This is a genomic window from Mucilaginibacter sediminis (assembly GCF_051903035.1).
GTDB lineage: Bacteria > Bacteroidota > Bacteroidia > Sphingobacteriales > Sphingobacteriaceae > Mucilaginibacter.
This window is the reverse complement of sequence record NZ_CP170602.1, coordinates 2,718,092-2,730,397: the sequence shown is the minus strand read 5'-3', so window position 1 is coordinate 2,730,397 and position 12,306 is coordinate 2,718,092. Positions and strand designations below refer to the sequence as shown.

Sequence of the window (12,306 nt, the reverse complement as noted above, 5' to 3'; positions counted from 1 at the left end):
ATGAAAAAAACACTTTTACTTTTATCAGCTCTTGTTGCCGGTTCCTTCGTTGTTAAAGCGCAGGATACCGTTAAAACCACTGCAGATGCCCCTTTGGTTATCTATGGGTCGGTAGATACCTACTTCAAAAAAGATTTTGCTAATAAGCCAAACATTCAAACCTCTTTCGGATCTGATAATAATTCAGTATCAATTGGTATGATCGATCTGGGTTTAAAGAAAAAGGTAGGCAAAGCATCGTTTGTTGGCGAAATGTCATTTGGTCCGCGTGGCCAGGAGCAGTCAATTCCTGATGCTATTTATGGGTCGCTGCCGGCTGGTACTTCAAGCTACCACATTCAAAACTTATACGTTTCTTATGATGTAACCGATAAGTTTAACTTAACAGCAGGTTACATGGCTACATTTGTTGGTTACGAGGTAATTAGCCCGGTAGGTAACTTTAACTATTCAACTTCTTATTTATTCAGTGCAGGCCCGTTCCAAAATGCAGGCTTTAAAGCAACTTATGCTTTCTCTGATAAAGTAAGTTTGATGGCTGGTATTTTTAACGACAACTGGAATACTTACAAATCAAATTCGGCTACACCAGAAGTATCAACCTTTGGCTCGCAGTTGTTTTTGGCACCTGTTAAAGGATGGACAGCTTACATTAACTTTGCAAGCGGCAAATACTCTGGTACTATATTGGATTTAACCACCGCCTACCAGATAACCGATGCGTTTAAATTAGGTTTAAATGCTGCCCGTAAAACAGGTATGGGTGCTTATAACTACTTTGGTTATGCCCTATATCCTCAGTTGGCTGTTTCAAAAGCAGTTACTTTTGGTTTAAGGGAGGAGTATTTCAAAGCTAAAGCAACAAATGGTGGTGCTGATATTGGCATTACTCCTGGCAACTCGGTGTTTGCTTCAACCTTAACTTGCAGCATCAAATCAGGTCCTTTAACTTTCATCCCTGAGTTTAGGTTAGATCATACAAAAACCGGTGATGTTTTCTGGAAGAGTGACGGCACTCCTTCAAAATCAGCTGGTCAGTTTTTGTTAGCCGCTGTATACGCGTTCTAATTTAAATTAAAACATTATTTTACAAAAAGCCTCCTGATATAACCGGGAGGCTTTTTATCTTTATACCCAGTGAGAGTCAAGAATTAAGAGCCAAGAATTAAGAAAAGGACTTCAAAGTTGAATAGATTTGAAGCCCTTGCCTTGGTTTGCTGATCTCTAATAATAAAGCTGGTATGCTTTTTATCTTGACTCTTAACTCTTGACTCTTTTTTACTCTTTTTAAATGAAAAACATTTTTATTGCTCTCATTTGTATCCTTTCCGCAAAGAACGTTATTGCGCAAAAAGACACGCTGGCCTTTGATGAACGTAATAAATACATTTACTATCAAACGGTTGATCAACCAGGTTTAAGCAAGGATACCTTGTATGGCCGGGGATTGTATTTTATGCACAAGGCCTATCCAAAGGGGAAACTCAAAATTACCAAAACTGATGAAACCCAGGGCGTGTTGAGCGGAGAGGGTAGCTTCGTGGTGTCGAAACGGTCGTTATTATCGGGCAGCCCTGGCGGCGAAATAAGCTATTCATTAAGGATAGAAGTTAAAGATTCAAAATACCGTTATTGGTTTACCGATTTTAAGTTTACCCCTTATAAGCGCGACAGGTATGGCATGGAGATTTTGGATCCTGGCATTACATTTCCAATGGAAGAGGCAAAAAGTAAGCTGGAGAAAAGAGACGTAGCCGTTTATTTGGATAAGATACTCAATTATAGCCGGCAAAACGGTGCGGTTTTAAAATCGTATATGCTAAAAACAGCGCCGGCGAAAAAAACAATCCAGGAATTGAAAAAGATATCAACCAAGGATTGGTAGTTCGTTGTGTTAGTTCATTGGTTCACTGGTTCATTGGTGTCGCTTTATTACTTATCTGCTGGTTCATTGTGTTAGTCCAATGGTTCAAACTGCGGTAGCGATTCTGTTTTAAATAGTTGATTTTTAGCCATTGTTACCAACTGACTGTTTTATTTTTTTTTCGATAAAATAGCTCTTACGCACCGTTCTCTTTATTAACATACTTTGAAGTTAACATGCTTTGAAGTGGATTGGTGAAATTCGATCCAATTCGTGTGAATCAATTCGTTTGAATCAAAAAAGCCGCCCCTCAAAACTGGAGGGCGGCTTTAGTTTTTAGTTAGCCTTGGCGAGACAATAGTAAAAACGTTAATTCTATTTTGTTAATTGATTGTTATGTTTGATTGTTGTTGTTTTTTTGATACCGATAATTCGTAAACACCTCCTTTTGTATAAGAACTTAAAACCTTATTAGCGAAATGCGACCGAATTCGTGAAATTCGTGTGAATCAATTCGTGAAATTAGTGTAAATCAAATCGCGTAATTACAATTCTTCATCGTGCTGGCTAATATCCAAACCTGCTAATTCCTCTTCAGGTGTAACACGTAATGTACTTATCATGTCGGTTATTTTTAACAGTAATAATGAGCCAAAGAAAGCAAAGGCCGATACGCCAACTAAAGTTACCAGGTGAAGGAAAAACAAATGGGTTTCGCCATAAAATAAGCCATTACCTGTAGTGTTGGCGCTATTTACATTTTGATGCGCAAATACACCGGTTAGCAACATACCAACCATACCGCCTACGCCATGGCAGGGGAATACATCAAGTGTGTCGTCAATGCTGGTTTTGCTTCTCCAGATAACCACAAGGTTACTTACTACAGCTGCAACAATACCAATTATTAATGAGTGGGGAATGGTTACAAAACCTGCTGCAGGCGTAATAGCAACCAGGCCAACTACGGCACCAATACAGGCACCCAGTACACCCGGCTTTTTGCCGCGCAGGATATCAAAAAACATCCAGGCCATTGCCGCTGCTGCAGATGCCGTTGTTGTGGTAGCCAAAGCGGTAGCTGCAAGCGTACCCGAACCTAAAGCAGAGCCGGCGTTAAAGCCAAACCAGCCAAACCATAATAAACCTGTACCCAATAATACGTAGCTGATGCGGGCAGGATTATGCGATGTTTCGTTGCGGCCTTTTAAATATAATGCCGACGCAAGGGCTGCCCAGCCGGCGCTCATGTGTACAACAGTGCCTCCGGCAAAATCAAGTACGCCTTTGCCAAACAAGAAACCGTCAGGATGCCAGGTAGAGTGGGCCAAAGGCGCATATATAAATACCATGAACAGGCAAAGGAAAATAACGTATGAGTTAAAGCGAATACGCTCGGCAAATGCGCCGGTAATAAGGGCCGGGGTAATAACCGCGAATTTTAACTGGAACATAGCAAACAATACCAACGGAATAGTGGGTGCAAGTTTCCAGGTAGCGTTGCCCAATGTGCCCTTCATCATAAAAAAGGTGCGCGGATCGCCAATGAAGCCGCCAATAGTATCGCCAAATGCAAGGCTAAAACCAAAAATAACCCAGATAACGGTGATAACGCCCATACAAACAAAGCTTTGCAGCATGGTTGATAGTACGTTTTTTTTGCTTACCATACCGCCATAAAAAAAGGCAAGTCCGGGTGTCATGATCAATACAAGGGCCGTGCTAACCAATAGCCAGGCAGTATCGCCGGTATCAATTTTGCTGTCTTTAACGGTTGTTAATGTAACCGAAGGAAATATAAGGGCAAGTACTATAATAAGTAGTAGTATGCCAAATGGTATGAATTTTTTCATGCTTAGGGTTTTAGGGAATAGTTAATAAAAAGCTGATAGCTTCATGTCTAAAGCAAAAAGCCAGGTTTTCAAAAAGCCCGGTTTATAAAATATTGATGGTGACTACAATAACTAACTTTATTGCAATGACAACCAATTGCTAACGCCTGGCCCTTATGTGAGCATGCATAACGCTGTATAAACGAGGTTGGTTAATACTTTTAGTTTAATGACGGGTGAAGAAACTGCCCGGTACCCAATCAAAATACCGGGCAGTTCAACAACTGTACCTGCAGGCACCCAATCAAAATGCCTGTAAGTATTTAAACTAAGTTTTAAAAAACAATAAACACGGTTGTGTAATCAGCACAGCCGCATGAAATTGTTTAACTATTACCAAAAAGCGTGGAACGGAAAAAGAATGAGTTTGCGGAACCGCGATAGCTCGCTTGTACCCCTGCCGCAAATAAAATTGAGATACTTTACGTGTATGGTGTAAAAATTGGGGCTTGTGTAAAGGAATGGCAGCGAATGCGAACCCCGATGCTGCTGGAGATTTATAATTTGTACCGGTACGTTGTTAAGGCTGTAATCATAGCTGTAAGGACTATGATGGTTGGTTGTGGCCGATACGGAAGTTTTTTTATCGTCTTTATGGCTGGCATGATACAATCCTCCCCTTGCCGAGGCTGAAAACCCGGAAAACAAAAGGAAAATTACCGCAGTAAACCGATAAAGGCTGTTGAACATGTCTAAAAGTAGTAAAAAAATAAAATAATTGCATTTTTTTTACAAGTTTTTTAACTTTTTGTGCATTTATGTGAAAAATATGTATAGATATTGTTTTTTTAATTCACTGAATACAGGAAAAAGCGCGTGATAATGTGGCTTTTGCAAGAAATAATCGTCGAAAATAAAATTTTACAAGTTTTTTATTAAGCGGTAGGTTTTGGCCTGGTTTGCTATAATTTATAGATGTATTATTGAGGTTTTGTGAAATATAATGTCTTTAAAATCGTTATTTATGTATAAATAATTCTTTGAAAGATGCAATCGGCCAAATTTAGTTTGTACAAAGCCGAGTGGCTCGACTTTGTATTTGATCATCGTAACAAAGTGTACGGTGCCTACGAATTAAGGCAGCATTATGGGCGTACTTTGGCAAAAGCACTGGCCATTACTTTGGCCGGTGTGGCTGTTTTTGTAGTGCTAAGCCTGATTTTTAAACCAAAATCGCCCGATAATTTAAAAATAACCCTTGTTGATTTAACCCCGCAGCTTGTAAAACCTGCTGCGCCATTGAAACCAGCCGAACCGGTAAAGCCGGCTGAACCACCAAAACCGGTAGCGCCGGTTAAAGCAACGCAAAAGGTATCAACCACCAGGTTTGTTACCCCGGTGGTTGTGAGTACCGAGCCAACTGTTGAGCCGCCGGTAATTAGTAAAATTCAAGGTGCTATTGGTAATGCTGATGTTAAGGTTGCAGGTGGCGAAAATGTTGAAAACGTACTTGATGTAGCTGATAAGTCGGGCGCCAGGGATGGCGCCGGTACAAAGCCGGTGGTTGTTCCTGTAGTGGATAATACCATACATGATTTTAACGCTCTTGAGGCTATGCCCGAACCTGCCGGCGGCGCAGTAGCATGGAGCAGCTTTTTGCAGAAAAACCTGCGGTTTCCTGTTGTGGCGCAGGAACAAGGTGTATCCGGGCGGGTGATCATGAGTTTTGTTATCGAAAAAGATGGCCGCTTATCAAACATAACAGTTGAGCGCGGCGTAGGGTTTGGGCTTGATGATGAGGCGTTGCGGGTACTTAAACTGGCTAAGCCCTGGAAACCGGGCATGCAGAACGGCCAGCCGGTGCGTGTTAAATATGTAATACCAATTAAGTTTCAATTGGCCGAGAGTAATTAGTTGTGAGTCTTTAGGTTGCCGGGCCCCGTATTATGATGGGCAGGAGTGGGCGATTGGCCCCGCACAACGCGGGGCCTTTTGCTATCCCAATACGAAGGTTTTTGTCATCTCGCGGAATTTTATTTGGTAAATATCGATTAAATCAAAATAAAATATACTATTTGTTTTGATTTGTCGTTATTTTTAGAATAAAATTCTTTAAACTATGTCAGCAACAAAATTTAATTTGTACAATGCCGAGTGGCTCGACCTTGTATTTAATCACCGTAACAAAACCTACGGTGCTTACGAACTGCGGCAGCATTATAGCCGTACCATGGGTAAAGCCATGGCGTTAACCTTTGCCGCCATTACAGTTTGGGCGGTGGCAAGTGTGGCGTTAAGGCATAAAGTTGATACAATAGTGGTTCATGAGTATCCAATGCCGCTGCCTTTGCCACCGCCAACAACGGAAAAAGAGCACAAAATTTTGCCCCCAAAATCGGAGGATCTGCCTCAACCCAAAACACTTTCAAAAACACTGCGCTTTCCGCCGCCTGTTGTGGTGCCGGCCGAGCAAACGGTCGACCCGCATACCGTCGCCGATCTTCAAAAGTCAACCATAGCCAGTACCGATCATAGTGGTGAAGATGTACCCGAAAATATTTTGGAGACTTCTGGCGCAAAAGGGGGCGCTGGTACGGCTAACCCTATTACCGAGGATGAAAAGGTAAGGCCTTTTACTGAGGTAGAAGTATTACCACAGCCCGATGGCGGAATGGCCGGTTGGGCCAGGTTTTTACAAAACAACCTGCGGTATCCGGCTTTGGCGCGAGAAAGCAATATATCGGGCAAGGTGTACATCAGCTTTATTGTTGAAAAAGATGGCCAGTTATCAAATATAACGGTAAGCCGTGGCCTGGGTTACGGTTTAGATGAAGAGTCGGTGCGCGTGTTAAAACTGGCCAAACCATGGAAGCCTGGCATCCAGAATGGACACCCGGTTCGCGTAGCTTACAGCATTCCGTTTGCTTTTCAGCTGGCAGAGGAGAATTAGTGATGGGTTGGGTTGGGGGGACCGGGTTCGGGTTGCGTGTTACAAGGTTGGGGATGTCAGGGTCGGGTTACGGGTTGCGAGGACAAGCTAAAAGGTTCGGGTTGCGGGTTGCTAAGTTCGGGCAGAATAGGAGCCAGGCAAATTAATTGATGCGCCTTACCCGAACCTCGTAACACGCAACCCGAGCCTCGCAAATCGTAACACGCAACCCATAAGAAAATGAAATTTTGATGAAATTTATTTTTTTGACAATATGATATTTTTTCATGTTTTGTAAAATATAATAAATGCCTATTCGTTATAGTGGAAATTTAATTCTTTAAAATATGCCTATCACGAAATTTGATTTGTACAATGCCGAGTGGCTCGACCTTGTATTTGACCATCGTAACAAAGAATACGGAGCTTATGAATTAAGACAACACTATGGCCGAACCATGAGTAAGGCAATGGGTTTAACTTTTGCAGGTATCGCGGTTATCATAGTATCGGCCTTTGTTTTTAAAGGCAAACCTGCGGCAATGGTTAAAATGACTCCTGTTGATCTGACTACCGTTCTGATTCAACCCCCGGTTGCGCCGCCAAAAAAGGCCGAACCTCTAAAATCTACCGAACCACCTAAGCCTGTTGAGCCGGTAAAAACAGTTGCAAGCCTGCCACCCGTTGTGGTACCTAATGATCCCATTGTGCAACCGCATACTAATGCCGAATTGATGGCAAGTACAATTGGAGCCACAGATAGTAAAGGAGCTGATAAACCTGGCAATGCCATGGATGTTAATACAAATAAGGGCACAACAGGTACCGGCCCTGCGGTTGATAATGCCATACATGATATGGATGGCACCCTTGAAGCAATGCCCGAACCGGTAGGTGGTGCAGCGGCGTGGAGTAAATTTTTGCAAAAGAATTTGAGGTTTCCGGCGGTAGCGCAGGAGCAGGGTGTATCTGGCAGAGTGTTGATGAGTTTTGTGATAGAAAAAGATGGCTCGCTGTCAAATATAAAGGTTGAACGTGGCGCCGGTTACGGGTTTGATGAAGAAGCCGCCCGGGTACTAAAGCTGGCCAAGGCCTGGAAACCCGGCATGCAAAACGGCCAGCCCGTGCGGGTTAAATATGTAATACCAATGAATTTTCAATTAGCCGAATAGTGAATGGTGAGTAGTGAGTGGTGAGTAGTGAGTGGTGAGTAGTGAATGTTGAGCAGTGAGTTGAGTGAATGAATGGTGAGTTGAGTGAATGGTGAGTAATGAGTGAGCAGTGTGTGTAGAATGGTGATTGTGTTTGGCCTCCGGAGCTTGTCCGGGGGCTTTTTTTAGCCAATATTGCCCGCTATCCGGTTGTAAATGCTGGAAAATATTACATTCCGGGCTTTGCCCAGGCGCATTCTTTTGGCGGTGCGTATTTCTTTATACCCCTTTTCATACAAAAAGTTTACAGCATTGCTGTTATTTTTAGGGAATGCAATTTTATCATTGGTGCGTAAATGTAGTTTCATCAGCTCAATACCTGCGCACGCGGTGTTGGCAATTATCAAACCCTCACCAAGGCCTGGCAAATAGTAGCCTTCAACGGTATCATCGTTGCAGTATATCAATCCTGTTTCAACATGATCGCGGAGTAATGGTTCCCTGTTTTCCTGCGAGTTTGTTTGGTCGATAGCCAGAATTTGTTGCAGGAATTTTTCCTGGTACGTTTTGATGTTTGTTGTGGGTAATCCTGGTAGTTGTATCTGTATATCTTTAAAGAACAGGTATTCTGTTTCGGTGATAAAACCGGCTTTTTCATAAACAGGCGCACCCATCGCGGTAGCAATTAAATTGATGGTTTGGCAACGATGTTGGTGGGCAATATCAACCAGGTTTTGCGTAATGTAAAAGCCAATACCTTTGCTTCTATGTTCGGGGTGTACAATGATGTGGCCCAGCCATGCTACATCGGCATGTATGATGGCCGCGCCGATGCCGGCTATGGCGCCATTAATAACTACTTTAATCGGAAAGCAGAAAGGCGAGTCAACATAAAAGTAAAAATTAGGCACAATATCGGGCCAGTCGGCTGGTTGTAACTGATTAAGCAGGCCGATGTCTGGTTGAGTAAATATTGAGGTTTCCATACAGGGGAAGAATATTAGTAACTACAACACCTTCCGGAAGCAGATGCTATCCGGCAAATCAACATATGGCCCATATTGAGGAATGGGTAAGTAGCCTGATTTTGGATACAAACTCAACGCCTCCACTTGCTTTTTGCCGGTTTCAAGCACGGTGTATTTGTAGCCTAAGCTATGCGCCCAGGTTTCCAGTTCATTTAAAATCAATTTGCTTATACCATTGCCGCGTGCGTTGGGGTGTACAAACATCCGTTTTACTTCCACCGCGTCAGCATCGTATAATTTAAAGCAGCCGCACCCGGCAGGTTGATTATTAAGATAAGCTACCACCGCGGTATCATTTTTTTCGATCACGTTGTGCTGATCGTAAATGTCCATCATGTCGCCATTTCGGTTGCGCAAATCAGCATCAAGTTGGGTTACCAGCGTGCGGAAATCGGGATTGTTGCTGGTGGTGCGGGTGATACGGAGGGTGTTCATGTTGTAAAAATAACAGAAGATACAGAAAAGTTGGGTTTGAGGTAAGATAATTTTAAGGAATGGAATTTTATCAGCTTTGAATTGCGGAAACCACGCATTTTAATAAAGTAATAAATGCGTTAATCAAACCTTTTTGATAATACATTGTCGTACTTACAAATTAACTTTATATGAAAAAAATAATTTTCGCCGTAATGGCACTGTTAAGCTTTTTTAGCTTTAAGGCAGCCGATGCCCAGGTAAGTGTAAGTCTTGGTATCAACATCGGAAGTCAGCCAGCATGGGGGCCCGTTGGTTACGATTATGCCCGTTACTATTATATGCCCGATATTGATGTATATTACTCCGTGCCAACACATCAGTATGTTTACTACCAAAACAATGCCTGGATAAAGGCAAGTGTACTACCCGGCAGATACGGTAATTTTGATCCTTATCAAAGCTACAAAGTTGTAATAAACGAAAGGGACCCGTGGTTAAGGAACAACGTTTACCGTACAAAGTACGCCACTTACAAGGGCCGTCATGACCAGGTTATTATCCGCGATAGCCGTGACGAAAAATATCGTGACCATTGGGATAATGGAAAGCACAAGGGTTGGGACAAGCAAAAATATAAGAAGCAAAAGAATGAAGGGGGCGATGATGACCATGGTAATGGACACGGCAAGGGGCATGGCCATAAAGACAAAGATTAATTGCCTGTTTTTTAATAAAGCTTATTTTTTACCAAAAATTAAACTATTTTACCAATAGTAAAAATGTCAATTATTTAGTGTATGTTTGCAACTTATTAATATACAATATAATGCAACAAGGAACAGTAAAATTTTTTAATGACGAAAAAGGTTTCGGATTTATTACCCCGGCAAATGGCGGAAGCGAAATTTTCGTACACTCATCTGGTTTAATTGACAACATTCGCGAGAATAACTCAGTTAGCTATGACGTAGAAGAAGGTCGTAAAGGCCCAAATGCAGTAAATGTTAAAATAGTTTAATACTCTATATAATCATTTGTAAAGCCCGTTCCTGCAAAGGAGCGGGCTTTTTTGTGGGCTTTGGTCGTAAGGTTGTTTTCTATCGCTTACGTAAATCAAATTTGACTTTTGAATTTTAACTTTTGAATTTATAAAATCAATTTCTCCATTCTCTTGTTAAATAAGCAATAAAAGCCGCCGTTGTGGTTGCTGAATGCAAAAGCAAATGAATTATGACGGCTTGGGTTTTTAAAAATAGGTGGCGAAAAACAGCGGCAATAGGTGTGGCCATATTGGTCGTTATCCTGATCGCAGTGGTGCTTTTTTTAAATAGTTTTTTAAGCAGAACCCTCTCGTCGAAATTTAAAGAGGTTGTGCTTAAAGGCACCGACAGCCTGTACCGGGTAAATTTTAGCAAACTTGATCTGAACGTATTTAATGGCAGCGCCGTATTGCACGATATCACTTTTACCCCCGATACCGCTGTATATCACCGCCTGCAACAGGCTGGTGATGCCCCCGGCCATTTAATGGAACTGAAAGTAAAGCGACTGGAAGCTTCGGGCGCGCATCCCTTAGATATCTGGCTGCATAAAAAGATAGAAGTAGCATTGATCGACCTCAACAATCCAGAAATATACGTTAGCAAAAACGAATATAAGCATCAGCCTAAAAAGCCGGCAGACGGGCGCACCCTTTATCAAAAGATTTCTGCAAGTTTTAATCTAATCCATGTAGGCGATATCCGCCTGGACGGCATCAGCTTTACCTACCGGGATAAATCGGGCCCGAAACCATCCGTCCATGTATTAAAAGAAGTGGATATGCACGCTACCGGCCTCCTTATTGATTCCACAACGCAGGCAGATACCACCCGAACGCTTTATTGCCGTGATATTGTTGCCCGCCTTAACCATTATACAGGTAAATCGGCAAATGGGCTGTATACCTATAAAATAAATTCAATGAAACTGTCCACCAAAACCTCGCGGCTTGATATGGCCGGGGTAGATGTGCAGCCGCTTGCCCTGAGTGAATACCTGGCCAAAAGCCGAACCGACCGTTTTGGCCTGCACCTGGACGCCATTATACTGCACCATTTTAACTACCGGAACTATAGCCGGGGCCAAAGTTTGGATGTAAACCGAATGGTGCTAAGCAGCGGCGAGTTCAGCATTTTCAGCAACCCCAATGGGCCGCTTAAAACTGCCGATAGGTTAGTCACTTTTCCTAACTGGGCCATTCGCCGGTTAAAAATGAAGCTGCAGATTGATACCCTTGATATTAAAAACCTTGATGTAAATTACAGCGAATTCAAGAAAGATAAATCGCACAAAACCGGTACCGTAAAGTTTAACGCTGTAACAGGCAGGTTTCTTAACCTTACCAATAAAACAGCCCTGCTGCAAAAACAGCCCCTGGCTACTGTAAGCCTTAGCACATTGTTTATGGGCAAGGGCAGGTTAAACCTAAGCTTTGGCTTTAACCTTGCCGATGCCGGCTATAGTTACAGCTACAAAGGCCACATGGGCGCCATGGAACTGGCCGATGTTAATACCGCTGTAATGCCGCTTGGGTTGGTGCGCTTTACATCCGGCAGGGTAACCAGTCTTGACTTTAATATCCACGGCAATCAGCATTTATCTACGGGCAAGGTTACACTTTTATATAACAACCTAAAGGTTGATGTGCTGAAACCCGACGAACAAAAAGGTTACGCCACAAAAGGAATCAAATCGCTATTGGCAAACGCACTGATACTTAAAAGCGATAACCCCGATAACGGCAAAACTATACCCCGCGTGGCCGATGTCGCTTTTATTCGGCCCAAAAACTTTCCTTACTTTAAAACCATCTGGCTTACCCTGCTCGGCGGTCTTAAAGGCTGCGCCGGCATAGGAAAGGCCGACGAAAAGGCAAAAAATCAGCCGCTTACCCAAAACGAACAAAAAGAAAAGGCCGAAGCGCTGAAAAAGGCACAGGAAAAAAAGGATAAAGAAGACCAAAAATTTAAAGAGAAGCTGAAGGGTAAAGAAAAATCAAGTTGATAAACGTCAGAGCGTAGTGTTTTGGCCTGATGGAGCAGCG

General features: G+C 42.6%; 12 protein-coding genes. 8 read left to right on the top strand and 4 right to left on the bottom strand.

Going from position 1 to position 12,306, the window contains the following annotated elements:
* The gene (locus ACFGVS_RS10665; RefSeq protein ID WP_090648712.1) at positions 1 to 1,068 is read left to right on the top strand and encodes a porin; all 1,068 of its coding nucleotides are present in this window, start codon (positions 1 to 3) and stop codon (positions 1,066 to 1,068) included.
* A gap of 223 nt (positions 1,069 to 1,291) precedes the next feature.
* Positions 1,292 to 1,885: a DUF4468 domain-containing protein gene (locus ACFGVS_RS10660; RefSeq protein ID WP_439698596.1), complete on the top strand. Its 594-nt coding sequence runs from the start codon at positions 1,292 to 1,294 to the stop codon at positions 1,883 to 1,885.
* 524 nt (positions 1,886 to 2,409) lie between these two features.
* Here the strand turns inward: ACFGVS_RS10660 and ACFGVS_RS10655 are convergent.
* Both ACFGVS_RS10655 and ACFGVS_RS10650 read right to left on the bottom strand, forming a co-directional pair.
* A complete protein-coding gene (locus tag ACFGVS_RS10655) occupies positions 2,410 to 3,717 on the bottom strand; it encodes an ammonium transporter (RefSeq protein ID WP_090648721.1) in 1,308 nt (435 codons plus the stop codon).
* Positions 3,718 to 4,089: 372 nt separating this feature from the next.
* Positions 4,090 to 4,446 (bottom strand): hypothetical protein, encoded by a 357-nt coding sequence (locus tag ACFGVS_RS10650; RefSeq protein ID WP_090648727.1) that lies wholly within the window; start codon positions 4,444 to 4,446, stop codon positions 4,090 to 4,092.
* 297 nt (positions 4,447 to 4,743) lie between these two features.
* On the opposite strand from ACFGVS_RS10650, the gene ACFGVS_RS10645 reads away from it, so the two are divergent.
* The 3 genes from ACFGVS_RS10645 to ACFGVS_RS10635 all read left to right on the top strand — a co-directional run bounded on the left by ACFGVS_RS10645 (position 4,744) and on the right by ACFGVS_RS10635 (position 7,797).
* Positions 4,744 to 5,610: an energy transducer TonB gene (locus ACFGVS_RS10645; RefSeq protein WP_439698595.1), complete on the top strand. Its 867-nt coding sequence runs from the start codon at positions 4,744 to 4,746 to the stop codon at positions 5,608 to 5,610.
* Positions 5,611 to 5,815: 205 nt separating this feature from the next.
* Positions 5,816 to 6,646 carry an energy transducer TonB gene (locus ACFGVS_RS10640; RefSeq protein ID WP_439698594.1) on the top strand — a complete coding sequence of 277 codons (831 nt, stop codon included), beginning with the start codon at positions 5,816 to 5,818 and terminating at the stop codon, positions 6,644 to 6,646.
* A gap of 326 nt (positions 6,647 to 6,972) precedes the next feature.
* Positions 6,973 to 7,797: an energy transducer TonB gene (locus ACFGVS_RS10635; RefSeq protein ID WP_439698593.1), complete on the top strand. Its 825-nt coding sequence runs from the start codon at positions 6,973 to 6,975 to the stop codon at positions 7,795 to 7,797.
* Positions 7,798 to 7,961: 164 nt separating this feature from the next.
* Here the strand turns inward: ACFGVS_RS10635 and ACFGVS_RS10630 are convergent, their stop codons facing one another.
* Entirely contained in the window at positions 7,962 to 8,762 is an 801-nt protein-coding gene (locus ACFGVS_RS10630; RefSeq protein ID WP_439698592.1) for a GNAT family N-acetyltransferase, read from the bottom strand.
* A 21-nt stretch (positions 8,763 to 8,783) separates the two neighbouring features.
* Positions 8,784 to 9,239: a GNAT family N-acetyltransferase gene (locus ACFGVS_RS10625; protein WP_439698591.1), complete on the bottom strand. Its 456-nt coding sequence runs from the start codon at positions 9,237 to 9,239 to the stop codon at positions 8,784 to 8,786.
* Between the two features lie 170 nt (positions 9,240 to 9,409).
* Here ACFGVS_RS10625 and ACFGVS_RS10620 point away from each other — a divergent pair, with 170 nt between their 5' ends.
* The 3 genes from ACFGVS_RS10620 (at position 9,410) to ACFGVS_RS10610 (ending at position 12,266) form a co-directional block, all read left to right on the top strand.
* Positions 9,410 to 9,937 carry a hypothetical protein gene (locus ACFGVS_RS10620; protein WP_090648753.1) on the top strand — a complete coding sequence of 176 codons (528 nt, stop codon included), beginning with the start codon at positions 9,410 to 9,412 and terminating at the stop codon, positions 9,935 to 9,937.
* Positions 9,938 to 10,047: 110 nt separating this feature from the next.
* The gene (locus ACFGVS_RS10615) at positions 10,048 to 10,239 is read left to right on the top strand and encodes a cold-shock protein (RefSeq protein WP_090648758.1); all 192 of its coding nucleotides are present in this window, start codon (positions 10,048 to 10,050) and stop codon (positions 10,237 to 10,239) included.
* Between the two features lie 212 nt (positions 10,240 to 10,451).
* Positions 10,452 to 12,266 carry a hypothetical protein gene (locus tag ACFGVS_RS10610; RefSeq protein WP_439698590.1) on the top strand — a complete coding sequence of 605 codons (1,815 nt, stop codon included), beginning with the start codon at positions 10,452 to 10,454 and terminating at the stop codon, positions 12,264 to 12,266.
* The last annotated feature ends 40 nt before the right edge of the window (positions 12,267 to 12,306 follow it).